Here is a 21,418-nt window from a genome sequence, read left to right as displayed (position 1 = left end):
TGCAGTAGTCTATCAGCTACGCTTTTGGCTGGCACTCGTTATCTTGACGCCGGGGCGTGACGGCCTTGCCGGGTCGCAAGGCCGAAAGAGTGGCTTAGTGGCCGGGGAATTTGACCAGGCTGTAGCTCTCGACGCCCAGCGCCTCAAGACGGGATTCACCGGTCAGGTCGAACAGGTTAATGATGAAAGCCGCATCCTTGACTTCACCGCCTGCGCGACGAATCAGTTTAACGGTCGCTTCGATCGTTCCACCGGTCGCCAGCAGGTCATCCACCACCAGCACCACGTCGCCGGGCTGGATGGCATCTTTGTGCAGTTCCAGCGTGTCGGTGCCATATTCCAGCTCATAGGATTCGCTGTAGACTGCACGAGGCAGTTTACCTGGCTTACGCACCGGCACAAAACCCACACCGAGTCCTAATGCTACCGGGGCACCAAACAGGAAACCGCGCGCTTCGGTTCCCACGACTTTGGTGATGCCTTTATTACGGTAGCGCTCAACCAGCAGCGAAATCGACGTGGCATAGGCGTGAGGATCTTCCAGCAGGCTGGTGACATCGCGGAACAGGATGCCTGGCTTAGGATAATCGGGGATACTTTTGATGCTGTTTTCAATCAATTCAAGCTGCTGCGCAGTGTCGGTCATAATGATACGCCTGGTAAAAAATTCTGTTTCGCGCAGCTTCAAAAGCGCTAATACCTGATAAAAGGTTCAGCGGAAGTTGATTCACAGAGGGAAGCCACGCATGAAGACGCCCAAATCTAAGCAAATGACCGGCTAATTGCAACTTTATCGCGGCGGTTGCGGTGCGTCCGCTGCTTCTGCCACCACCGGAATACGCCACATAAACAGCAGCAGCGCCGCCAGCATGATCAGCAGCATAATGCGTACCCAGAACTGATGAACCAGAAACAGGGAGAGGCTGAAGGTCGCGACGATCAGGCAGACCGCGCGCACTTTGGCGCCCGGCGGCATCGCACGATGCTGCTGCCAGTGGCGCAGATAGCGGCCAAAGGGCGATTTCCACAGCAGCCAGTGGTGAAAACGCGGCGATGACCGGGCAAAACACCAGGCGGCCAGCAGCATGAATGGCGTGGTCGGTAATAAAGGTAATACAATGCCCAGCGTTCCCAGCACAATCGCCAGCCAGCCGAGGGTCAATAACAGAATGCGTTGCATAAATGCTGCCCAGCTCACCTCTCATCTGCTTACGTTAACACAACGGAGCGTTACGCTATGAGTGCGATTGTCACCCAGGCGCGCCTGGCGCAGCTCCTGACCGCGCTGCGTCAGGAGATCGCCCGCCATCCCGATGGCGCCTGCCGTCAGCCGCGTTTTGATGCGCAGCTGTTCCGCACCCGGGGCACGCGGCTGGCGGACTACCTGCAGGAGGTGGAGGAGAATGTCGCCCGGCTGCGCGACAGCAGCCACGATCTGGCCCGCAGCGCCTGGCTGGCGGAACGGCTGGTCGATCAGATTGCCGCCCTGCAGCGTGAGGCGACGACCCAGCAGCTGCGCCTCCGACGCGAACAGCCGCTGCGGGAACCGCGCACCTCAAAATATCAGGAGTATCGCGAATTCGAGCGTCGTCTGCTGACGATGATCGCCCAGCGTGAGGCGCGCCTGGCGGCGGCTGAAACGCTGGCGGTTCAGCAGCAGCTGAAACAGGACCTGGAGACGCTGGAGGGCCGGCTGGCCCGCTGCCGTCAGGCGATTCGCGCCGTTGAGTGGGCCGCCTCGCTGCGCGGCAGCGCCCGGGACGAATAAAGCGCAGCGTGACAAAAGCGCTTCTATACTGGGTGTAATTCTGCGTGGAGAAGAACGATGGGTTTAGTGACCTGGCTGATAGCGGGGCTGCTGCTGGGCTGGCTGAAACGGCGGCTGATGCCGGGACGGCCCGGCGGTCTGGTGGCGACCCTGACACTGTCGATGATCGGCGCGCTGCTGGGCGGCTATATCGCCACCTACTTTGACCTGGGCAGCCTGGCAACACTGCACGCGGGCGCACTGGGCATGGCGATACTTGGCGCCCTGCTGATGCTGCTGGTGGTGGCCCGATTACGTATTTAGGAGAAAAGATGTCCCTGGAAAATGCCCCTGATGACGTCAAACTGGCCGTTGATCTGATTCAGCTTCTGGAAGAGCATCAGCTGCCGGTGGAAACCGTGCTCTCCGCGCTGGCGATGGTACAGCGCGATTTCGAGAACAAGCGCGATCACCCGTCGGCTTAGTGACGGGCGGTCAGCGTCGGACTGAGACGCAGCATATCGATAAAGGCGTTGACCAGCGTGGGCGCGTCTGCGGCCAGATCAAAGCTCTCTGGCGCAAACAGCCAGCTCTCCATCATGCCGTTAACATAACCGCGCAGGATTAGCGCAGCCTGACGCGTACTGAGAGTGCCCGGCAGTTGTCCTGCTTCAATACACTGGCGCAGGACATCTTCAATTTTGTCATAGCACTCCAGCAGTAAACTTTGTTGCATACTCTTCAGCGTTGACATTTCACCTACAAATTCGCATTTGTGGAAAATGATCTCCATCAGAGCACGGCGCTGCGGATCCTTTGCTGTCGCATCAAAGATATAGACCAGCATTGCGCGCAACACGGAGAGTGGATCCCCCGGGTATTTTGTCTGATACTCAAGTTCCACATCGTCCAGACCAGCATCACAACGAAGCCATATTTCGTGTAATACATCGGCTTTATTTTTAAAGTGCCAGTAAATTGCGCCTCGCGTGACGCTGGCCGCGGTTGCAATATCGGCCAGAGAAGTGGCTGAGACGCCCTGCTGTGAAAACAGAATGATGGCCGCATCAAGAATTTGATGCCGCGTTTCAAGTGCTTGTGCTTTGGTTTTTCGTGCCATAGGGGGCTTTTTTTACAAACAGGTAAGTTTACATACATTTGTGAATGTATGTACCATAGCATGACCTGCGACTTGACACAGCAATGGGTTTTCAGTTTGTGATCCATTGACCAATTGATATCGGACACTAGAGGTTTATTTATGAATAAAATCAGAGGGTTATCGCCTCTGGCGGCCGCCCTGATGCTCTCAGGCAGCTTTTTGTTAACAGGATGTGACAACAATAAATCCGAACAAGCCGCCCAGCAGCAACCGCCAGCCGTCGGTGTGGTGACACTGAAAACTGAACCCCTTAAGATTTCAACTGAATTACCCGGCCGCACCTCGGCATATCGTGTGGCTGAAGTCCGTCCGCAGGTGTCCGGTATCATTCTGAAGCGTAATTTCGTTGAAGGCAGCGATATCAAAGCCGGTCAGTCTCTCTATCAGATCGATCCTGCCACCTACCAGGCGGCTTACGACAGCGCGAAAGGCGACTTAACACAGGCGCAGGCGAATGCCCGTATCGCGCAACTGACCGTTAAGCGTTACAAGCCGCTGCTCGGCACGAAATATATCAGTCAGCAGGATTACGACACCGCCGTGGCGACCGCCGCGCAAAACGATGCTGCCGTTCAGGTTGCCAAAGCCAATGTGGAAACCGCCCGTATTAATCTGGCGTACACCCGCGTGACCTCCCCAATCAGTGGCCGTATCGGTAAATCGTCCGTGACCGAAGGTGCCCTGGTCCAGAGCGCACAGACCACCGCGCTGGCAACGGTTCAGCAGCTGGATCCGATGTATGTCGACGTTACGCAGTCGAGCGAAGACTTTATGCGCCTGCGTTCAGAGCTGGAGTCGGGTCAGCTGAAGCAGAACGATGGCAAAGCCAACGTCACCCTGCTGATGCAGGATGGCAGCAGCTACGCGCAGACGGGTACCCTGGAGTTTTCTGACGTGACCGTGGATGAAACCACCGGTTCCATCACGCTGCGCGCCATCGTACCGAACCCGAACCACACCCTGTTACCGGGGATGTTTGTGCGTGCGCGTCTGGATGAAGGCACCAATCCGAATGCGCTGCTGGTTCCTCAGCAGGCAGTCACCCGCACACCAACCGGTCAGGCGACGGTGATGGTGGTAGGTGCGGATAACAAAGTGGAATCCCGTACGGTCACCACCTCGCAGGCGATTGGCGACAAGTGGCTGGTCACCGGCGGAGTGAAAGCGGGCGAGCGCGTGATCAGCACCGGTCTCCAGCGTGCCAAACCTGGCGCACAGGTGACTCCACAAGAAGTCTCAGACGATGCGAAAGCGGCACCCGATGCAAAGCCGCAGTCTGACAAGTCATCGTCATAACAGGAGCCGTTGATTCATGGCTAAGTTCTTTATCGATCGCCCCATCTTTGCGTGGGTACTCGCCATCATCATCATGCTGGTCGGTGCGCTATCGATTCTCAAACTCCCGATCGAGCAATATCCCAATGTTGCGCCGCCGGCGATTGAGATTCAGGCCTCTTATCCGGGTGCGGATGCGAAAACGCTACAGGACTCGGTGACCCAGGTCATTGAGCAGAACATGAACGGTATCGACGGACTGATGTATATGTCCTCGAGCAGCGACTCCTCGGGTACGCTGACCCTGACGCTCTCGTTTGAGTCAGGCACCGATGCGGACATCGCGCAGGTTCAGGTGCAGAACAAACTGCAGCTGGCGACGCCGCTGCTGCCGCAGGAAGTTCAGCAACAGGGGATTCAGGTTAAAAAATCCTCCAGCAGCTTCCTGATGGTGGCCGGTTTCATCAGCGACGACGACAATATGACGCAGAATGACATTTCTGATTATATTTCGTCGACCATTAAGGATCCGCTGAGCCGTACCAAGGGCGTGGGTGATACTCAGGTCTTCGGTGCGCAATACGCCATGCGCATCTGGATGGATCCGCACAAGCTGAACAACTACAACCTGACGCCGGTTGACGTGATCAGCGCGCTGAACACCCAGAACACCCAGGTTGCTGCCGGTCAGTTAGGCGGTACGCCTCCGGTTCCGGGTCAGCAGCTTAACGCCTCGATCATCGCGCAAACCCGTCTGACCTCGACCGAAGAGTTCGGCAAAATCCTGCTCAAGGTCAATGAGGATGGTTCTCAGGTCCGTCTGCGTGATGTGGCAAGGATCGAACTGGGTGCGGAAAACTACGAGATCATCGCCCGCTACAACGGCAAGCCTGCGTCCGGTATCGGTATCAAGCTGGCCACCGGTGCGAATGCGCTGGATACCGCCAATGCGGTGAAAGCTGAACTGGCCAAAATGCAGTCGACCTTCCCGGCCGGGATGAAAGTGGTCTATCCGTATGACACCACGCCCTTCGTAAAAATCTCGATTTTTGAAGTAGTAAAAACGCTGATTGAAGCGATCGTGCTGGTGTTCCTGGTGATGTACCTCTTCCTGCAAAACTTCCGCGCGACGCTGATCCCGACGATCGCCGTGCCGGTGGTCCTGCTGGGGACGTTCGCCGTGATCAGTGCTTTTGGTTACTCGATAAACACCCTGACGATGTTCGGGATGGTGCTGGCGATCGGCCTGCTGGTGGATGACGCCATCGTCGTGGTCGAGAACGTCGAGCGCGTCATGGCCGAAGAGGGTTTGCCGCCAAAAGAGGCAACCAAACGTTCCATGGAGCAGATCCAGGGCGCGCTGGTGGGTATCGCGCTGGTGCTGGCCGCCGTCTTCATTCCGATGGCGTTCTTTGGCGGATCGACCGGCGTTATTTATCGCCAGTTCTCCATCACCATCGTTTCCGCCATGGCCCTGTCAGTACTGGTCGCCTTTATTCTGACGCCGGCACTCTGTGCCACCATGCTGAAGCCGGTTGAAAAAGGCGAGCATGGCAAAACCACCGGCTTCTTCGGCTGGTTCAACCGCATGTTCGACAAGAGCACCAACCACTATGTGGACAGCGTGGGCCACATGATCCGCAGCACCGGTCGCTATATGCTGATCTATCTGCTGATCGTGGTGGGTATGGCGTTCCTGTTTATGCGACTGCCCTCCTCCTTCTTACCGGAAGAGGATCAGGGTCTGCTGCTGGCGCAGGCGCAGCTGCCGGCCGGTGCAACCCAGGAGCGTACCCAGAAGGTGCTGGATCAGGTTACCGACTACTTCCTGACTCAGGAAAAGGATTCGGTTAAATCCGTGTTCACCGTTAACGGCTTCGGCTTTGCCGGTCGCGGACAGAACACCGGTATCGCCTTCGTCAGTCTTAAACCCTGGGATGAGCGTACCAGCAGCGACATGAAAGTGCCGGCGATTGCGGGCCGTGCCATGCAGGCGCTGGGCGCGATCAAAGATGCGATGGTGATTCCGTTCAACCTGCCTGCGATTATCGAGCTGGGTAACGCCACTGGCTTCGACTTCGAGCTGATCGATCAGAACAACCTCGGTCACGAGAAGCTGACGGAAGCGCGTAATCAGCTGTTCGGCATGATTGCTCAGCATCCTGATACCCTGGTGGGTGTGCGTCCGAACGGACTGGAAGATACCCCGCAGTACAAGCTGACAATCGATCAGGAGAAAGCGCAGGCGCTGGGCGTATCGCTGAGCGATATCAATACCACGCTGGCAGCCTCCTGGGGCGGCTCATACGTCAACGACTTCATCGATCGTGGTCGCGTGAAGAAAGTGTACGTTATGGGTAAAGCGGATTCGCGTATGTTGCCGGACGACATCGGTAAGTGGTACGTGCGTAACAGCAGCGGAACCATGGTGCCGTTCTCGGCCTTCTCAACCGCGAAATGGCAGTATGGCTCGCCGCGCCTTGAGCGCTACAACGGCCTGCCGGCGATGGAGATCCTGGGACAGGCTGCGCCTGGCAAGAGTTCGGGTGCCGCGATGGATCTGATGGAAGAGCTGGCGGCGAAGCTGCCTGCCGGTATCGGCTATGACTGGACCGGTATGTCCTATCAGGAACGTCTGTCAGGCAACCAGGCCCCTGCCCTCTACGCTATCTCGCTGATCGTGGTCTTCCTCTGCCTTGCCGCGCTGTATGAGAGCTGGTCGATTCCGTTCTCGGTCATGCTGGTGGTGCCGCTTGGGGTCATCGGTGCGCTGATCTTTACCACGCTGCGTGGCTTAAGCAATGACGTCTACTTCGTGGTGGGATTACTGACGACCATCGGCCTCTCGACCAAGAACGCCATCCTTATCGTCGAATTTGCGAAAGATTTGATGGATAAAGAGGGCAAAGGGCTGATTGAAGCGGCGCTGGAGGCGTGTCGTATGCGTTTGCGTCCTATCCTGATGACGTCACTGGCGTTTATTCTCGGGGTACTGCCGCTGGCAATCAGTACCGGCGCCGGTTCCGGTTCGCAGAACGCAGTGGGCACCGGCGTTATCGGGGGTATGGTCACCGCAACGCTGTTAGCGATCTTCTTCGTGCCGGTGTTCTTCGTGGTGGTCCGCCGCCGCTTCGGCAGGAAAAAAGATAACGCAGCAAAAGGTCATCCGGTCACCTCTGATCAGACACACTAAGCTGTCATCCGTTAAAGGGCCGCGCAAGCGGCCTTTTTTTTTGCCTGCAATTCTCTTTTCAGCTGCGGCCCTCTGCGGGTCGCGGCTTTGTCCTTCGCCCCGTGCTTCCCACTTTACGCCTTCCGGACACGACGATCGTTGCAATCCTGGACGGTCTGCCGCATACTATTGTTATAGTATAACATTACAATTGAGAGCGTTATGAAAGCGAATATTCATCCTCACTATCGTCCGGTGGTCTTCCACGACACGTCGGCTGACGTCTGGTTCAAAATCGGATCGACCATCAAAACCGACCGTACCGTGGAGTTTGAAGGCGAAACCCTGCCCTACGTCACCCTGGATGTGTCGTCGGCTTCGCACGTTTTCTACACCGGTAAACAGAAAGATTTCGCCAAAGAGGGTAGTACCGCACGCTTTAACCAGCGTTTCGGGCGCTTTCTTGGCCGCAAATAGGAGATGAGTCATGCAGGTCGTCAGCTCGCTGCGCTCCGCCAAAAATCGCCATCGCGATTGCAAAGTGGTGCGCAGGAAAGGACGTGTTTACGTTATCTGTAAAACTAATCCACGTTTCAAAGCGGTGCAGGGAAGAAAAAAAAGACGCTAGTGTGTGTCGTGATGAGTGGCCGGGCTTGCCCGGCCTTTTTTATGCTTACTGCATGCTCTTCAGCATCGCATTCACGTTATGTTTAAAGGCGGCCTGATAGGTTGCCGCCGGGCCTGAGGCCGTAGAGAGGGCTTCCGGATAAAGCTCGCCTCCCGGCTCCGCACCGGTGGCACTGGCAATCTGCCTGACCAGCCGCGGATCGGTCTGGTTCTCGATAAAGTAGCGGGTAATGTGCTGCTGCTTCAGCTGAGTGATTAACCCCCCCACGTTGCTGGCGCTCGCCTCGGCTTCGGTGGAGAAGCCCACCGGTGCCAGGAATGTCACGCCATAGCGCTGGCCGAAGTAACCAAACGCATCGTGGCTGGTGAGCACTTTCCGTTTATCGACCGGCACTCGCGCAAAAGCGGTTTTCGCCCAGCGATCCAGCGCCTGAAGCTGCTCTATGTAGTCCTCTCCACGCCGACGGATGTCCGGCGCGTCTGCAGGATCGGCTTTAACCAGCGCATTCATCACGTTGGTCGCGTAGATCACGCCGTTCTGCATACTGTTCCAGGCGTGCGGATCGGTAATGGTTTTGCCCTCGTCCTCCATGCTGCGGGTGGTGACGCCCGCTGAAGCGACCACGGGCTGCCCCCGATAACCGGAGGCGGTAACCAGCCGATCCATCCACCCTTCCAGGCCCAGTCCGCTGACAAACACCAGGTCGGCCTTCGCCAGCGCCTCGCTGTCCTGCGGTGTGGGTTCAAAGGTGTGGGGATCGCCGTTCGGCCCCACCAGACTTTTGACTTTCACATGGTCGCCACCGACCTGCTTAACGATATCGCCCAGCACGGTAAAGCTGGCAACCACATCCACCGTTTTTGCCATTGCTACAGGCGCAGCAAACAGCGCAGCGAGCGCCAGCGTCAGGGGTAATTTTTTCATAGCGTCCTCATAGATTTAATGGCGGCGTAAAATTCCGCCGCACGGTCCTGTCAGAATGGAGAGAAAAAAGAGCATGGCGGCGCTCAGCACCACCGCAGGTCCGGCTGGCAGAGAAAAGTGCCAGGAGAGCATCAGACCTGCCAGCGCCGACATCATGGCCATCCCCATCGCGATGAGCAGCATGGCGGCCAGATGGCGGCTCCAGAAACGTGCGCTGGCGGCGGGCAGCATCATCAGTCCCACCGACATCAGGGTGCCGAGCACCTGAAAACCGGCCACCAGATTCAGCACCACCAGCATTAAAAACAGACCATGAACCAGCGGGGCACTCCACTTTCCCTGCGCCCGCAGGAAGTCACTGTCGAAAGCGTCAATCACCAGCGGCCGGTAGATGATGGCCAGCATAATCAGCGTAAACGCCGCGATGCCGCCCACCAGCAGCAGCGCCGCGTTGTCTACTGCCAGCAGCGAGCCGAACAGCACATGCAGCAGATCCACGCCAGAGCCACGCAGAGAAACCAGCGTCACGCCCAGCGCCAGTGAGCCAAGGTAAAACCCGGCAAAGCTGGCATCCTCTTTCAGCGGCGTGTAGCGACTGACGGCTCCCGAGAGCAGCGCCACGGCTAAACCGGCGATCAGCCCTCCCACCCCCATGGCGACGAGTGACAGGCCGGAGATCAGATAACCGACGGCAGCGCCGGGCAGCACCGCGTGGGACAAGGCGTCGCCGATCAGGCTCATGCGGCGCAGCGAGAGAAACACGCCGAGTGGCGTGGCGCTGACAGCCAGCGCCACGCAGGCGACCAGCGCGCGTCGCATGAAACCGAACTCAATAAAAGGCTGTATCAGGGTCACGGTGCCAGGCTCCGCTGCAGGGAGAGAGGCGAGCAGAATTCGCCGGTCTCATCTTCATCCAGTGAAAGTACGCGGCTGAAATAGCGGGCGACCAGCGGACGATCGTGCAGAACCACCAGCAGCGTGGTGCCCGCCCGCTGCTGCTGCTCCAGGATCGCCATCAGCAACGTCACCGTCTGGCTGTCGATGCCGTTAAACGGCTCATCCAGCAGCCAGAGCGCGCTGCGCTGCAGCATCAGCCGGGCAAACAGCACGCGCTGAAGCTGGCCGCCGGACAGGGTTGCGGGCTGCGCCCCGGCGAAATCACGCATCTGTACCGCCTCCAGCACCTGCCAGATTTCCCGACGCAGCATCCGGTTGATACCGCCGAACCAGCCGCAGCGAGGCCAGCAGCCCATCGAGACCAGTTCAAAGACGGTCAGGGGAAAGCGGGTTTCCAGCTCGGTACGCTGCGGTAGCCAGCCAATATCCCGCCGCGCAATCTGCAGTTCGCAGCGCCCGGCTATCGGGGGCAGTAAACCCGCAATGGTTTTCAGCAGCGTCGATTTGCCGCTGCCGTTGGCGCCCACCAGGGCAGTCATCGAGCCTGCGGCAAGCTGGCCGCTCAGGGCCGGGGTCACGGCCTCACCCTGGTAGCCCGCCCGAAGCGAATCAAACCGGATCATGCGCTGATCCCCCATTTGATCGCCACGGCCAGCAGGGCGATGACGAGCAGTGCAACAGTCAGTCGCCCGCCCAGTGACATAAGTAATCCGCTCTGATGCATCACTTCACCAAAATGTTATAACATAACAATTAAGATAACGGATGTTGAGCACAGTTAAACGGGGGAATGTGTATCAAAAGATAAACAGGCTGGCGGTGACTGGCAGACCTGAACAGGGGAAACCGGCTCGGTGTTGCTGGCCAGTCGGGTAAACAGACGCTTTTGTGCTCAGCGGGCTTGCAAACCCGTTGCAGAAAACCAATGATAGGTTATTAATGGTTTAAGGCGAACCGGATATGCTGTCACGCATTGAGTGCGATATTGCCGCAGGCGAAACGGACTGCGCAAAAATAGCTGAGATTGTTCAGCGGAATATTCTCAAAATAACCGATCTTCTGGTGGGAGATTTACGCTGGTATTCACAAAATGCCCGGTTTGTTCCAGGCAGTTTAAAAATTATTTCCATTGAATATCAGGATCTGAATAGTTTTAAATTACTTTACGATTTTGACTGGAATTTATTTAGCCCCTGCCAGGATCTGAATGAAACGGTCACACAGTCGGAACAGGTAAACTTTCACATTAAGCCCGGCGCACTTGAGTTTGATGTGATAGACAATCAGCAACCCTCCCCCGGCGATGAATTGTAATATTTAGTAATGGAGGTGAGCAGAACTAATGGTTTTACACTATCTTTAGGATGTCCCGTTTAATAACTGCCCCGATAATCGCTTCATGGCCGTGTTCTCTTATCTCGCCGGCCTGCGGCAACTGTGCTAGCTATGGAGGGGAAAAAGATGGACGAATACTCACCGAAACGGCATGATATTGCCCAGCTTAAATACCTGTGTGAGAGCCTGTTTGACGACAGCATGGCATCATTAACGGACAGCCATCATGGCTGGGTAAATGATCCGACTTCCGAAAGCAATCTGCAGCTGAATGATTTGATTGAGCATATCGCCTCTTTCACCATGAATTACAAAATCAAGCACGTTGAAGATGAAGCGCTGATTTCGCAAATCGATGAATATCTTGATGATACCTTTATGTTATTCAGCAACTATGGTGTCACAACCCCGGATCTTCAGCGGTGGCAACGTTCAGCGAAGCGCTTATTTAATCTGTTCACTGAAGAGTGCGCTTTTCTCCAGCAGCCGAGCCATTCATTATAGTACTGACATGAGAACGATTTATTTATGAACAAAACCCTGACAAAAACCGATTATTTGATGCGACTGCGGCGCTGCCGCTCGCTGGATACCCTCGAAAGGGTGATTGAAAAAAATAAGTATGAATTACCGGAAGACGAATTAGCCATATTCTATTCGGCGGCTGACCATCGTCTGGCGGAACTGACCATGAACAAGCTCTACGATAAAGTCCCGGGTTCAGTGTGGAAATTTGTCCGTTAATCTAATCGATTATTGCTAAGTTTTACCCCTGTTTAGTACCAGACATTCCTGCCTGCCGGCACAGGATCGGCCCGGGCGGGTTTTGGCTGTCTGCAATTCGTGGGGGTTTTCAGGGGGGAAAATGGTGGGGGCCCTGCCAGCTACATCCCGGCACACGCGTCACCTGCTGCGGCTGCTTCCTTCCGGATCTGACCGAGTTCACAAGCTAGCATTGCGGGAGAACCAACAGGGCCCCCATTGACAAGCCCTCTTTACGAGAGCGGGGGCATTATCTGGGAAGGAGGGGTCAATTGCAAGCGTAGTCGGGACAACCGTTGTTTTCTTGAACAACCCTGACACGAAAGCGTTCAGACGCCCTTCTCCATGCTAAAATTAAGGCCCTTTTTCCGGATGAAACAAGCAGATGGATCAGCCTGACACTTTTCAGCACCGCATCTGGCAGATTGTTGCCGCGATTCCGTATGGCCGCGTCGCCACCTATGGCGATGTTGCCCTGCTCGCCGGTTCTCCGCGCGCAGCACGTCAGGTCGGCGGCGTACTGAGCCGTCTGCCTGAAGAGACTACCCTGCCCTGGCATCGCGTCGTTAACCGGCACGGCACCCTTTCCCTGCAGGGGGATCGTCTGTTACGGCAGCGGGATGCCCTGGCGGCGGAAGGTATAGCGATCAGTGATGACGGGCAGCTCGATCTGGCAACCTGGCGCTGGCGATTTTAGACAGGAAAAGGGGCGACAGCGTCGCCCCGAAACACGCTTAAATGTGGGTCGGTGCCGGAACCGCAGCGGATGGCGTTACCATCGTCGGTGAGGTAGAAGGCACGGTAGTTGCAGCGCCTGGCTGGGTTGGCATCGCCATAGACGGGACCGGGACCAGCAGCAGTTCCGCTTTGGTGCCACCCTGATTGATCACCGGCTTCACGCCTTCGGTGACAAAGGCCAGCTTGCCGTCGATGGCAATCGCCGCACTTAACAGAATGCGGGCGTTGGGCTGGATGTCGGCCGGGTTAAACGGCAGAACGAACTGGAACGGAGCCTGTTTACCCTCGGTGCGCACGACACGCTGTGACAGCACTTTTGATGGGGCATCGGCCATCGACGCATCAGACAGCGTCACGGTTAATACGGCATCCGGCGGCAGCGCAATGCGCTGACGGATGAAGATTGAGCCACTGACGTTCGGCTGCGCAATCGCCGTCGTCTGTCCTGCCACGGCTGACCCCAGCGTCGGCGTGGGCACAGGTTTACTTTTATCGGCGCATCCCGCAACAGCAACCACCATAACTACTCCACTGAACACATGCCTGAGTTTCATTGATGTCGTCTCCATTTGATCAAAATGATTATCGGCAGCGAATCCTGCTTACAGCGCTTCACTCGCCGTATGTCCTTAATGTTGGCACAAAAATGAGATTTTGCCTGGCACAGGCAAAGCGGAAAGTCTGATTGACGTTAACTGGTCCGATCTTTCACACTGAGCAGGTCACTACATTGAGGAATGCGCCATGAGTCAGGCACTGCAAAATCTGCTGAATTTATTGAATCTGGAAAAACTGGAAGAGGGTTTATATCGCGGCCAGAGCGAAGATCTGGGGCTGCGCCAGGTGTTTGGCGGTCAGGTAGTGGGTCAGGCGCTGTATGCCGCAAAGCAGACCGTCGCGGAAGATCGCACCGTTCACTCTTTTCACAGCTACTTTTTGCGGCCTGGCGACAGTCAGAAAGCGATTATTTACGATGTGGAAACGCTGCGCGATGGCAAAAGCTTCAGCGCCCGGCGGGTCAGTGCCATTCAGAACGGCCAGCCGATTTTCTATATGACCGCCTCCTTCCAGTCACCGGAACAGGGATTTGAACATCAGAATCCGATGCCGCAGGTGGCAGGCCCTGAGAATCTGTTAACCGAGCAGGCGATGGCGCAGAAGATGGCCCATCTGCTGCCCGAAAAACTGCGTGAAAAGTTCATTGCCGAACGCCCGCTGGAGATCCGTCCGGTGCAGATCCACAATCCGCTGCGGGGACATGTGGATAAGCCTGAACGTCAGGTCTGGATCCGGGCCACCGGGCCACTGCCCGACGATCTGCGTATCCATCAGTACCTGCTCGGCTACGCCTCGGATCTTAACTTCCTGCCGGTTGCCCTGCAGCCGCACGGCAAAGGCTTTCTGGAGCCGGATATGCAGGTCGCGACGATCGACCACTCGATGTGGTTCCATCGTCCGTTCGACTTCACCGAATGGCTGCTCTACAGCGTGGTCAGTACCTCGGCGTCCGGCGCGCGCGGTTTCGTCCGCGGGGAGTTTTATAATCAGCAGGGTGTGCTGGTAGCCTCAACAGTTCAGGAAGGCGTGATGCGTCAGCGCAGCGAATAAAAAAAGGGGGCGATTGCTCGCCCCCCGATTCTTTTGCTGCCCGACGATTACTGGTTGTAAGCGTTCTCGCCGTGGCTGTTCACATCCAGACCTTCACGCTCATGCTCTTCCGGCACGCGCAGGCCAACAATCAGATCGGCCAGCTTAAAGCCGACGAAGGCGACGACACCTGACCAGACAACGGTTACGCCCACGCTGAAGATCTGCACCCACACCTGATGGCCCATGGTTACGCCTTGTGCATAGCCTACGCCGCCCAGTGAAGAGGACGCGAACACGCCCGTCAGGATACAGCCCACGATGCCGCACACGCCATGCACGCCGAACACATCGCAGGGATCGTCCACGCGCAGCCATTTTTTCAGGGTGGTCACACCCCACAGGCCCGCCAGACCACCCACCAGACCGATAATTAACGCGCCACCCACGCCGACGTAACCACAGGCTGGGGTAATCGCAACCAGTCCGGCAATAAAGCCTGAACAGGCACCCAGCAGAGAAGGTTTACCACGCACCGCCCACTCGCCGAAGGTCCATGACAGCACGGCACCCGCGGTTGCAACAACGGTGTTCAGGAAGGCCAGCGCCGCAATTTCATTTGCCGCAGACGCGGAACCGGCGTTGAAACCGAACCAGCCGACATAAAGAATGGCCGTTCCGGTAAAGACCATTGGCAGGTTGTGCGGTTTAAAGGCTTCTTTGCCAAAACCGGCACGTTTGCCTACCAGGTAAGCGCCCACCAGGCCCGCGACTGCGGCGTTAATGTGTACGACCGTACCGCCAGCGAAGTCCAGCGCGCCATCCTGGGCCAGGAAACCGCCCGCCCAGACCATGTGTGCGATAGGCAGGTAAGAGAGCGTCAGCCAGACGCCGACAAAGATCAGCACGGCAGAGAAGCGGATACGTTCGGCAATGGCACCCACAATCAGCCCCACGGTGATGCAGGCAAAGGAGGCCTGGAACGCTACGTGGATATACTGATAGAAACTGCCCATTACGGCGGTGAGCTGAATGTTTTTCAGCATCGCCCAGCCGAAGCCGCCGAAAAAGGCGTTGCCTTCGCTGAAGGCCAGCGAGTAGCCGTAGACTACCCACAGCACGCAGACCAGTGAGAAGGTGACCGCAACCTGAGTCAGCATCGACAGTACGTTTTTGCCGCGGATCAGGCCGCCGTAAAAGAGTGCAATACCTGGAATTGACATAAACAGCACCAGCGCGGTGCAAATCATCATAAATGCGTTATCAGCCTTGTCCGCAACGGCAGGCGCGGCCATCGCGAGTGAGGGTAACAGTGCCAGGCTGGTGAGGCCCAACTTCGCTAACATTTTATTCATTTTTATCCCATCCCATCACAGTACTGAGTCGTAATTACAGAGCGGCTTCGTCGGTTTCGCCGGTACGAATACGGATAACGCGCTGCAGTTCAGCCACGAAAATTTTACCGTCGCCAATTTTGCCGGTGTAAGCTGCTTTGCTGATGACATCCACCACTTCGTCTAACTGATCGTCGGCAATCGCGATATCAATCTTGACCTTGGGCAGAAAGTTCACGCTGTACTCAGCCCCGCGATAAAGCTCTGCATGGCCCTTCTGACGACCAAATCCTTTCACTTCGGAGACGGTGAGCCCCTGAATGCCGATAGAGGATAAAGCTTCACGCACATCCTCCAGCTTGAATGGCTTAATTACGACGGTAACCAGCTTCATTGGATCCCCTCCAGCGAGTAAATAAGTAACGTTTACGGACACGCAGGGATATAAGCAAAGCCTGTGCCAGAGTGTAAAACCGGCACAAATCAGTGGTTCAGACGAGACGCGGCAAGGGATGGTATAGAGTGCCTGCTGCGCAGGCGCGCGGTATGACAGAGATCACAGTCGCTGAGTGCACTCCTTTGGTGCTTCAGGCGTCAAAGGAGTGCATTTATACAGATTAGTCTGATAAAGGTGCGCAAAAAAGGTGCAACTCAGCTTTCAGCGGTCGCCGCCGCGCCCGACGCCAGTTCATCTCCCGCCTGCTGAAGCTGGTACATCTGCCAGTAACGGCCCTGCATCGCCAGCAGTTGCTGATGGGTGCCTTGTTCCACGACGTGACCACGATGCAGCACCAGAATCTTGTCTGCCTCGATAATCGTCGAGAGCCGGTGCGCAATCACTACCAGCGTACTGTGCTGGCGCAGCGTCGTCAGGGTCTGCTGAATAGCCTGCTCCGTACCGGAGTCGATATTGGCCGTCGCCTCATCCAGGATCAGGATCTGCGGCAGGTCAACCAGCACCCGCGCCAGTGCCAGTAGCTGCTTCTGCCCCACCGACAGGTTGTTGCCCTGCTCGCCGAGACGGGTATGAATCCCCTCTGGCAGCGCACGCGCCAGCGGAGCCAGCTGCACCTGCTCCAGCACCCGCCAGACGGCCTCTTCGCTGATGTCACGTCCCAGCCGCACGTTTGCCAGAAGTGTATCGGCGAGCACCACCGGATCCTGCTGCACCATCGCGATACCGTGACGCAGCACGGCGTGGCTGAGGTCGCCGATGGGGCGACCGTCAATCCGGATTGCGCCAGGCGTCACCGGGTAATAGCCCATCAGCAGATTCGCCAGGGTGCTTTTTCCGCTGCCGGTATGCCCCACCAGCGCCACAAATTCGCGCGGCGCGACTTCCAGATTGATGTCGCTCAGCACGTTGCGGTTTTCGCGGTAGGCAAAGCTCAGCTGGTTCAGCGTAATACGACCGGACGCCAGAGGTTGCTGATCGACACCATACTGCTGCTGTGCTGCATCCATCAGTTCAAAAATGCGCTCACCGGAGACGACCGCCTGCTGCAGCATCGACTGCTGGGTGGTCAGCTCAATCAGCGGCTCATTCAGCCGGCCCAGATAGGTAATAAAAGCGTAGAGCACCCCGACCTCAAACACGCCAGGCACGGAGAAACTGAACAGGATCAGCAGCCCGCACAGCACCATCGCGGAGAACAGGCTCAGCAACGGGCGCAGCAGAAAACCATCAAGACGCAGCGTTTCCATGCGTGCCAGATAGTGGGAACGGCTCGCTTCGCCCATCCGCTCACCGAACCGCGCCTGCTGGCGGAACTGCTGGATGACACTCATGCCGCTGATCACTTCGTTAAAGCCGTTGTTGATGTCAGCCAGATAGCTGCGAACCCGGCGGGCAATCGGCGTGCTGTAGCGCTGATAGATAAACATCACCATCAGTACCAGCGGGAAGATCATCATCGCCACCAGCGCCATGCGCCAGTCAAGAGTGAACATCGCCACCATCATGGCACCGACCAGCGCGGCACTGCGCAGTACGGTGGAAACCACGGTGACATAGAGATCGCGGATCACTTCCGTGTCGTTAGTGACACGTGAAATAATCTGCCCGACCGGCTGGGTATCAAAGGCGCTCAGCGGCTGACAGAGCGCCGCGTTCATCACATCACTGCGTAACCGCTGTACCACCCCGATGGCGGCGCGATTAAACAGCAGCGCCTGCCAGTAGTGCAGCGCGGCGGCCAGCAGCTGAAGCAGGATAAAACCGGCCACCAGTCCGGCCACCAGCCCCCAGGGCATCTGATGTTTCGCCACCAGGTTATCGATAAAGTAGCTGACCAGCACCGGTCCGGTCACTTCTGCTGCGGCAGCGATCCATAGCATCCCCACCGCCAGCGACAGGGATTTACGCCAGGGTTTGCCGTAGCTGAGTAAACGTTTCAGGGTCGGCCACACGCGTCCGGACTTAGCCATGCGGCACTCCTTTTTCGTTTTTATCATCATCCAGCGCGGCTTCCAGTTGCTGGTAACGGTACATATCGCGATACCAGCCCGCCTGGCTGGTCAGCGCGTCGTGGTCGCCCCGCAGCGCCACACGGCCCTGCTGCAGCACCAGAATCTCGCTGGCTTCGGTAAGGGCCGACAGGCGATGGGCGCTGATAATCAGCGTGCGCCCCTGCCCCCAGATCCGCAGGTTATGCAGGATTTCGTGTTCGGTCCGGCCATCCACCGCCGAAAGCGCGTCATCCAGAATCAGGATTTCGGCATTCAGCAGCAGCGCCCGGGCGATCGACAGGCGCTGTTTCTGCCCCCCCGACAGCATCACACCGCGCTCCCCGACCTCGGTTTCATAGCCCTGCGGCAGACGCAGGATATCATCATGCACGCAGGCCAGCGTGGCGGCCCGTTCGATCTCCTCGCGGGTGGCATCCGGTTTCCCCAGCGCAATATTGTTTGCCACGCTGTCGGAGAAGAGGAACGGCGTCTGGCTGACGACCGCCAGACGGCTGCGCCAGCTGTCCAGCCGCAGCTGCGGCAGCGGGATCTGGTGATAGCGGATGTCGCCCTGCTGAATATCGAAGTGGCGCTGAATCAGGCTCAGCAGGGTGCTTTTGCCACTGCCGGTGGGGCCGCACAGCCCCAGCATCTCGCCCGGTTTCAGCTGGAAGCTGACGTCGCTCAGCACCGGACCGGCACTGGCCGGGTAATTGAACGCGCGAATGGCGACCTGCAGCGTGCCAGGTTCGGCTGGCAGAGTGGTGTCGCCATCCTCCACCGCCGGTGCCTCGGCCAGCAGCGCGCCGATGCGGCTCCAGGCCGCGCTGCCGCGCTCGACAATATTAAACATCCACGCCAGCGCCAGCATCGGCCAGATCATCAGGCCCAGGTACATGACAAAGCTGGTGAGCTGGCCCAGCGTCATCTGATCGTGCCACACCAGCCAGCTGCCGCCGCCAATCGCCAGCAGGTTAGAGAAGCCGATTGCGATATAGATGGTCGGATCAAAACGGGCATCGACCCGCGCCACGCGCAGGTTCTTTTCCCCGGTATCGCGGGCAATATCGGCAAACTGCTGCGACTGATGCTGCTCAAGTCCGAAGGCCTTTATCATCCGGATACTGGTCAGGCTCTCCTGCGTCTGATCGTTGAGGCTGGAGAAGGCGGCCTGCGCCAGCTTAAAGCGGTGATGCAGCTGATTGCCGTAGCGATGGATGACGATGGCCATGATCGGCATCGGCACCAGCGCGAGCAGCGTCAGCTGCCAGCTAATCTGCGTGCTCATGACCAGCAGCACCACGCAGCCCATCACCAGCGAGTCGACCAGCGTCAGAACGCCCTCTCCGGCGGCAAATACCACCCGATCCACATCATTGGTGGCGCGGGCGATCAGATCGCCGGTGCGGTGACGCAGATAGAAGGCGGGTTGCTGACGACTCAGCTGGCGATAGAAATCTTCGCGCAGCTCAACCGCCAGCTGGTAGGAGGCCCCGAACAGCAGCACGCGCCAGACATAACGCAGCAGATAGACCACCACCGCCGTTGCCAGCATGACCCCGATCCACATCATGATACGGCCGGTGCTCATGTTGTCGCGCGTCACGCCATCCACCACCACGCCAACCACATGTGGCGGCAGGAGCTGCAGGATCGCAATCACGATCAGCAGGATGACCGCGCCCAGATAGCGCCGCCACTCCCGCAGAAAATACCAACTTAATTGACTGAATAATCGCACAACGCTGTTCTCAATCTCAGGCCCTCAGGGGGCGACGGGTAAGGCCGTGGTGTATTTAATCTCTTCCATGGCAAAGCTGGAGGTGACATCAATCAGGCCGGGCACACCATTCACTAATCGTTTGTAGAAAGCATCATAGCTCTTCATATCGGCCACCTGGATCCGCAGCAGATAGTCATACTCCCCCGCCATCCGGTAAAAGGCCATCACCTCCGGCATGCCGCTCACGACCGAGACAAAAGTCTGATACCACTCGCGGCTGTGCTGCTGGGTTTTCACAAACATAAAGGCCGTCAGTGACAGCCCGATTTTATCCCCGTCCAGCAGCGCCACGCGTGCGCGAATAATGCCATCATCTTCCAGCTTTTTCAGGCGCTTCCAGCAGGGCGTGGTCGTGAGGTTGACGGCCTCCGCCAGCGATTGCAGTGACAGGGTACAGTCCTGCTGCAGCAGCGCCAGTAATTTCAGGTCAGTTTTATCTAACATTTGCGGCTCCGAGAGAATGGTTTTCTCCACCGGTGCGATTTTAGCGGCAATTATGCAATCTCTTTTTCCTGCGTGTGCCATAAAATAGCCACATCATTGTTTACCGGACACCTGAGATGCACACCTGCTGGATTCGCCACGCTATCAACGAAATTAACGCTGACTTTCAACGTTCGGCGGAAACCCATCTGATCCGTTTCGATCTGGCGGACTTTCCCGGCATCTGGTTCTACCTGAAAGATGAGAGCACCCATCCCAGCGGCAGCCTTAAACATCGGCTGGCTCGTTCGCTGTTTCTCTACGGCCTCTCCAACGGCTGGATTAAGCAGAATACGCCGATTATTGAAGCCTCGTCAGGCAGCACTGCCGTTTCTGAGGCGTACTTCGCAAGGCTGCTGGGACTGCCCTTTATTGCGGTGATGCCTGCCAGTACCGCGAAGCGCAAAATCGAGCAGATCACCTTTTATGGCGGCCAGTGCCACTTTGTGGAGGATCCCTGCCAGCTCTATGCAGAATCTGAACGGCTGGCGCGCGAGCTGAACGGCCACTTTATGGATCAGTTCACCTATGCGGAACGCGCCACCGACTGGCGCGGCAATAACAATATTGCGGAAAGCATCTTCCGTCAGATGCAGCATGAGCCCTACCCGATTCCGCATACGGTGATCATGAGTGCGGGCACCGGCGGCACCTCGGCCACGCTGGGCCGCTATATCCGCTATCAGGGACTGGAAACAAAACTGCTGGTGGTCGATCCGCAACACTCGGTCTTTTTCGATTACTGGCAGCAGCGCGATGCCACGCTGACCAGCACGCGCGGCAGCCTGATTGAGGGCATTGGCCGTCCCCGGGTAGAGCCATCATTTATGCCGGACGTGATCGATGAAATGGTGAAAGTACCGGATGGCGCGACGCTGGCCGCGATGCTGAAGCTGGAGAGTATTCTGGGACGCAAACCCGGCGCCTCAACCGGCACCAACTTCTGGGGCATGATGCAGGTGGCAAAACGTTTACGGGCCGCGAACCAGCGGGGATCGCTGGTCACCCTGCTGTGCGACAGCGGTGAGCGCTATCCCGACAGCTACTATCAGCCTGAGTGGGTGGCAAAACATATCGGCGATATCACGCCCTGGCAGCGCGAGCTGGCGTAAAAAACCGGACATCCTGTCCGGTACACGGCAA

General features: G+C 57.4%; 25 protein-coding genes and 1 other RNA gene. 13 read left to right on the top strand and 13 right to left on the bottom strand.

What is annotated here, in order from left to right:
- Nucleotides 1-94 precede the first annotated feature (94 nt).
- Nucleotides 95-646, bottom strand: a complete 552-nt coding sequence (gene apt / locus ACNY69_RS00875) for an adenine phosphoribosyltransferase (RefSeq protein WP_111140326.1) — start codon at nucleotides 644-646, stop codon at nucleotides 95-97.
- Nucleotides 647-790: 144 nt separating this feature from the next.
- Nucleotides 791-1,180: a DUF454 family protein gene (locus ACNY69_RS00870; RefSeq protein WP_111140325.1), complete on the bottom strand. Its 390-nt coding sequence runs from the start codon at nucleotides 1,178-1,180 to the stop codon at nucleotides 791-793.
- Between the two features lie 57 nt (nucleotides 1,181-1,237).
- On the opposite strand from ACNY69_RS00870, the gene priC reads away from it, so the two are divergent.
- The 3 genes from priC to rsmS are packed head-to-tail and all read left to right on the top strand — an operon-like array spanning nucleotide 1,238 to nucleotide 2,232.
- Complete coding sequence (priC, locus tag ACNY69_RS00865; protein ID WP_418797146.1) at nucleotides 1,238-1,768, top strand: primosomal replication protein PriC; 531 nt, start codon at nucleotides 1,238-1,240, stop codon at nucleotides 1,766-1,768.
- Nucleotides 1,769-1,825: 57 nt separating this feature from the next.
- Nucleotides 1,826-2,071, top strand: a complete 246-nt coding sequence (locus ACNY69_RS00860; protein WP_111140308.1) for a GlsB/YeaQ/YmgE family stress response membrane protein — start codon at nucleotides 1,826-1,828, stop codon at nucleotides 2,069-2,071.
- Between the two features lie 8 nt (nucleotides 2,072-2,079).
- Nucleotides 2,080-2,232, top strand: a complete 153-nt coding sequence (gene rsmS / locus ACNY69_RS00855) for a pleiotropic regulatory protein RsmS (protein WP_111140307.1) — start codon at nucleotides 2,080-2,082, stop codon at nucleotides 2,230-2,232.
- On the opposite strand, the gene acrR is transcribed toward rsmS, so the two are convergent.
- Nucleotides 2,229-2,867, bottom strand: a complete 639-nt coding sequence (acrR, locus tag ACNY69_RS00850) for a multidrug efflux transporter transcriptional repressor AcrR (RefSeq protein WP_111140306.1) — start codon at nucleotides 2,865-2,867, stop codon at nucleotides 2,229-2,231. The genes rsmS and acrR overlap by 4 nt on opposite strands.
- Nucleotides 2,868-3,008: 141 nt before the next feature.
- Here acrR and ACNY69_RS00845 point away from each other — a divergent pair, with 141 nt between their 5' ends.
- The 4 genes from ACNY69_RS00845 to ykgO all read left to right on the top strand — a co-directional run bounded on the left by ACNY69_RS00845 (nucleotide 3,009) and on the right by ykgO (nucleotide 7,984).
- The gene (locus ACNY69_RS00845; RefSeq protein ID WP_111140305.1) at nucleotides 3,009-4,205 is read left to right on the top strand and encodes an efflux RND transporter periplasmic adaptor subunit; all 1,197 of its coding nucleotides are present in this window, start codon (nucleotides 3,009-3,011) and stop codon (nucleotides 4,203-4,205) included.
- A 16-nt stretch (nucleotides 4,206-4,221) separates the two neighbouring features.
- A complete protein-coding gene (locus tag ACNY69_RS00840) occupies nucleotides 4,222-7,377 on the top strand; it encodes a multidrug efflux RND transporter permease subunit AcrB (RefSeq protein WP_111140304.1) in 3,156 nt (1,051 codons plus the stop codon).
- Between the two features lie 201 nt (nucleotides 7,378-7,578).
- Nucleotides 7,579-7,833 (top strand): type B 50S ribosomal protein L31, encoded by a 255-nt coding sequence (locus ACNY69_RS00835; protein ID WP_111140303.1) that lies wholly within the window; start codon nucleotides 7,579-7,581, stop codon nucleotides 7,831-7,833.
- A 10-nt stretch (nucleotides 7,834-7,843) separates the two neighbouring features.
- Nucleotides 7,844-7,984: a type B 50S ribosomal protein L36 gene (ykgO, locus tag ACNY69_RS00830; RefSeq protein WP_111140302.1), complete on the top strand. Its 141-nt coding sequence runs from the start codon at nucleotides 7,844-7,846 to the stop codon at nucleotides 7,982-7,984.
- Between the two features lie 45 nt (nucleotides 7,985-8,029).
- On the opposite strand, the gene ACNY69_RS00825 is transcribed toward ykgO, so the two are convergent.
- Genes ACNY69_RS00825 through ACNY69_RS00815 form a run of 3 tightly spaced genes read right to left on the bottom strand, consistent with a single transcriptional unit; the run spans nucleotide 8,030 to nucleotide 10,428 of the window.
- Entirely contained in the window at nucleotides 8,030-8,908 is an 879-nt protein-coding gene (locus ACNY69_RS00825; protein WP_418797144.1) for a metal ABC transporter substrate-binding protein, read from the bottom strand.
- 15 nt (nucleotides 8,909-8,923) lie between these two features.
- Nucleotides 8,924-9,763 carry a metal ABC transporter permease gene (locus ACNY69_RS00820; protein WP_111140300.1) on the bottom strand — a complete coding sequence of 280 codons (840 nt, stop codon included), beginning with the start codon at nucleotides 9,761-9,763 and terminating at the stop codon, nucleotides 8,924-8,926.
- Nucleotides 9,760-10,428 (bottom strand): metal ABC transporter ATP-binding protein, encoded by a 669-nt coding sequence (locus tag ACNY69_RS00815; protein WP_111140299.1) that lies wholly within the window; start codon nucleotides 10,426-10,428, stop codon nucleotides 9,760-9,762. Before ACNY69_RS00815 ends, ACNY69_RS00820 begins: the two co-directional genes overlap by 4 nt.
- Nucleotides 10,429-10,765: 337 nt before the next feature.
- On the opposite strand from ACNY69_RS00815, the gene ACNY69_RS00810 reads away from it, so the two are divergent.
- The 3 genes from ACNY69_RS00810 to ACNY69_RS00800 all read left to right on the top strand — a co-directional run bounded on the left by ACNY69_RS00810 (nucleotide 10,766) and on the right by ACNY69_RS00800 (nucleotide 11,884).
- Nucleotides 10,766-11,119 (top strand): hypothetical protein, encoded by a 354-nt coding sequence (locus tag ACNY69_RS00810; RefSeq protein ID WP_111140298.1) that lies wholly within the window; start codon nucleotides 10,766-10,768, stop codon nucleotides 11,117-11,119.
- Between the two features lie 147 nt (nucleotides 11,120-11,266).
- Nucleotides 11,267-11,644 carry an Hha toxicity modulator TomB gene (tomB, locus tag ACNY69_RS00805; RefSeq protein ID WP_111140297.1) on the top strand — a complete coding sequence of 126 codons (378 nt, stop codon included), beginning with the start codon at nucleotides 11,267-11,269 and terminating at the stop codon, nucleotides 11,642-11,644.
- Between the two features lie 24 nt (nucleotides 11,645-11,668).
- On the top strand, nucleotides 11,669-11,884 hold the full coding sequence (locus tag ACNY69_RS00800; protein WP_111140296.1) for an HHA domain-containing protein: 216 nt from the start codon (nucleotides 11,669-11,671) through the stop codon (nucleotides 11,882-11,884).
- A gap of 131 nt (nucleotides 11,885-12,015) precedes the next feature.
- On the opposite strand, the gene ffs is transcribed toward ACNY69_RS00800, so the two are convergent.
- Nucleotides 12,016-12,112: signal recognition particle sRNA small type (ffs, locus tag ACNY69_RS00795), an RNA gene on the bottom strand.
- Nucleotides 12,113-12,287: 175 nt separating this feature from the next.
- On the opposite strand from ffs, the gene ACNY69_RS00790 reads away from it, so the two are divergent.
- Nucleotides 12,288-12,599 carry an MGMT family protein gene (locus tag ACNY69_RS00790; protein ID WP_293770839.1) on the top strand — a complete coding sequence of 104 codons (312 nt, stop codon included), beginning with the start codon at nucleotides 12,288-12,290 and terminating at the stop codon, nucleotides 12,597-12,599.
- A gap of 37 nt (nucleotides 12,600-12,636) precedes the next feature.
- On the opposite strand, the gene ACNY69_RS00785 is transcribed toward ACNY69_RS00790, so the two are convergent.
- Nucleotides 12,637-13,194, bottom strand: a complete 558-nt coding sequence (locus ACNY69_RS00785) for a YbaY family lipoprotein (RefSeq protein ID WP_111140294.1) — start codon at nucleotides 13,192-13,194, stop codon at nucleotides 12,637-12,639.
- Between the two features lie 190 nt (nucleotides 13,195-13,384).
- On the opposite strand from ACNY69_RS00785, the gene tesB reads away from it, so the two are divergent.
- On the top strand, nucleotides 13,385-14,248 hold the full coding sequence (tesB, locus tag ACNY69_RS00780) for an acyl-CoA thioesterase II (protein ID WP_111140293.1): 864 nt from the start codon (nucleotides 13,385-13,387) through the stop codon (nucleotides 14,246-14,248).
- Nucleotides 14,249-14,295: 47 nt separating this feature from the next.
- On the opposite strand, the gene amtB is transcribed toward tesB, so the two are convergent.
- The 5 genes from amtB to ACNY69_RS00755 form a co-directional block, all read right to left on the bottom strand.
- Nucleotides 14,296-15,582 (bottom strand): ammonium transporter AmtB, encoded by a 1,287-nt coding sequence (gene amtB, locus ACNY69_RS00775; RefSeq protein WP_293770840.1) that lies wholly within the window; start codon nucleotides 15,580-15,582, stop codon nucleotides 14,296-14,298.
- A gap of 34 nt (nucleotides 15,583-15,616) precedes the next feature.
- The gene (gene glnK, locus ACNY69_RS00770; RefSeq protein WP_003850469.1) at nucleotides 15,617-15,955 is read right to left on the bottom strand and encodes a P-II family nitrogen regulator; all 339 of its coding nucleotides are present in this window, start codon (nucleotides 15,953-15,955) and stop codon (nucleotides 15,617-15,619) included.
- Nucleotides 15,956-16,212: 257 nt separating this feature from the next.
- Nucleotides 16,213-17,988 carry a SmdB family multidrug efflux ABC transporter permease/ATP-binding protein gene (locus ACNY69_RS00765; protein ID WP_367396140.1) on the bottom strand — a complete coding sequence of 592 codons (1,776 nt, stop codon included), beginning with the start codon at nucleotides 17,986-17,988 and terminating at the stop codon, nucleotides 16,213-16,215.
- A complete protein-coding gene (locus ACNY69_RS00760; protein WP_418797141.1) occupies nucleotides 17,981-19,750 on the bottom strand; it encodes a SmdA family multidrug ABC transporter permease/ATP-binding protein in 1,770 nt (589 codons plus the stop codon). Before ACNY69_RS00760 ends, ACNY69_RS00765 begins: the two co-directional genes overlap by 8 nt.
- Nucleotides 19,751-19,774: 24 nt before the next feature.
- On the bottom strand, nucleotides 19,775-20,236 hold the full coding sequence (locus tag ACNY69_RS00755) for an Lrp/AsnC family transcriptional regulator (RefSeq protein ID WP_111140970.1): 462 nt from the start codon (nucleotides 20,234-20,236) through the stop codon (nucleotides 19,775-19,777).
- 116 nt (nucleotides 20,237-20,352) lie between these two features.
- Between ACNY69_RS00755 and ACNY69_RS00750 the strand changes: the two genes are divergently transcribed.
- Nucleotides 20,353-21,387 carry a PLP-dependent cysteine synthase family protein gene (locus ACNY69_RS00750; RefSeq protein WP_418797140.1) on the top strand — a complete coding sequence of 345 codons (1,035 nt, stop codon included), beginning with the start codon at nucleotides 20,353-20,355 and terminating at the stop codon, nucleotides 21,385-21,387.
- The last annotated feature ends 31 nt before the right edge of the window (nucleotides 21,388-21,418 follow it).

This window comes from Pantoea graminicola, from assembly GCF_048452665.1.
Classification (GTDB): domain Bacteria; phylum Pseudomonadota; class Gammaproteobacteria; order Enterobacterales; family Enterobacteriaceae; genus Pantoea.
Note: the sequence above shows the minus strand (reverse complement) of the source record. Positions and strands in the feature narration are given on the sequence as shown.

What these genes read in the sequence shown, in the direction of transcription:
- apt (WP_111140326.1), bottom strand. Translation starts at nt 646, where the DNA reads ATGACCGACACTGCGCAGCAGCTTGAATTGATTGAAAACAGCATCAAA.
- ACNY69_RS00870 (WP_111140325.1), bottom strand. Translation starts at nt 1,180, where the DNA reads ATGCAACGCATTCTGTTATTGACCCTCGGCTGGCTGGCGATTGTGCTG.
- priC (WP_418797146.1), top strand. Translation starts at nt 1,238, where the DNA reads ATGAGTGCGATTGTCACCCAGGCGCGCCTGGCGCAGCTCCTGACCGCG.
- ACNY69_RS00860 (WP_111140308.1), top strand. Translation starts at nt 1,826, where the DNA reads ATGGGTTTAGTGACCTGGCTGATAGCGGGGCTGCTGCTGGGCTGGCTG.
- rsmS (WP_111140307.1), top strand. Translation starts at nt 2,080, where the DNA reads ATGTCCCTGGAAAATGCCCCTGATGACGTCAAACTGGCCGTTGATCTG.
- acrR (WP_111140306.1), bottom strand. Translation starts at nt 2,867, where the DNA reads ATGGCACGAAAAACCAAAGCACAAGCACTTGAAACGCGGCATCAAATT.
- ACNY69_RS00845 (WP_111140305.1), top strand. Translation starts at nt 3,009, where the DNA reads ATGAATAAAATCAGAGGGTTATCGCCTCTGGCGGCCGCCCTGATGCTC.
- ACNY69_RS00840 (WP_111140304.1), top strand. Translation starts at nt 4,222, where the DNA reads ATGGCTAAGTTCTTTATCGATCGCCCCATCTTTGCGTGGGTACTCGCC.
- ACNY69_RS00835 (WP_111140303.1), top strand. Translation starts at nt 7,579, where the DNA reads ATGAAAGCGAATATTCATCCTCACTATCGTCCGGTGGTCTTCCACGAC.
- ykgO (WP_111140302.1), top strand. Translation starts at nt 7,844, where the DNA reads ATGCAGGTCGTCAGCTCGCTGCGCTCCGCCAAAAATCGCCATCGCGAT.
- ACNY69_RS00825 (WP_418797144.1), bottom strand. Translation starts at nt 8,908, where the DNA reads ATGAAAAAATTACCCCTGACGCTGGCGCTCGCTGCGCTGTTTGCTGCG.
- ACNY69_RS00815 (WP_111140299.1), bottom strand. Translation starts at nt 10,428, where the DNA reads ATGATCCGGTTTGATTCGCTTCGGGCGGGCTACCAGGGTGAGGCCGTG.
- ACNY69_RS00810 (WP_111140298.1), top strand. Translation starts at nt 10,766, where the DNA reads ATGCTGTCACGCATTGAGTGCGATATTGCCGCAGGCGAAACGGACTGC.
- tomB (WP_111140297.1), top strand. Translation starts at nt 11,267, where the DNA reads ATGGACGAATACTCACCGAAACGGCATGATATTGCCCAGCTTAAATAC.
- ACNY69_RS00800 (WP_111140296.1), top strand. Translation starts at nt 11,669, where the DNA reads ATGAACAAAACCCTGACAAAAACCGATTATTTGATGCGACTGCGGCGC.
- ACNY69_RS00790 (WP_293770839.1), top strand. Translation starts at nt 12,288, where the DNA reads ATGGATCAGCCTGACACTTTTCAGCACCGCATCTGGCAGATTGTTGCC.
- ACNY69_RS00785 (WP_111140294.1), bottom strand. Translation starts at nt 13,194, where the DNA reads ATGAAACTCAGGCATGTGTTCAGTGGAGTAGTTATGGTGGTTGCTGTT.
- tesB (WP_111140293.1), top strand. Translation starts at nt 13,385, where the DNA reads ATGAGTCAGGCACTGCAAAATCTGCTGAATTTATTGAATCTGGAAAAA.
- amtB (WP_293770840.1), bottom strand. Translation starts at nt 15,582, where the DNA reads ATGAATAAAATGTTAGCGAAGTTGGGCCTCACCAGCCTGGCACTGTTA.
- glnK (WP_003850469.1), bottom strand. Translation starts at nt 15,955, where the DNA reads ATGAAGCTGGTTACCGTCGTAATTAAGCCATTCAAGCTGGAGGATGTG.
- ACNY69_RS00765 (WP_367396140.1), bottom strand. Translation starts at nt 17,988, where the DNA reads ATGGCTAAGTCCGGACGCGTGTGGCCGACCCTGAAACGTTTACTCAGC.
- ACNY69_RS00755 (WP_111140970.1), bottom strand. Translation starts at nt 20,236, where the DNA reads ATGTTAGATAAAACTGACCTGAAATTACTGGCGCTGCTGCAGCAGGAC.
- ACNY69_RS00750 (WP_418797140.1), top strand. Translation starts at nt 20,353, where the DNA reads ATGCACACCTGCTGGATTCGCCACGCTATCAACGAAATTAACGCTGAC.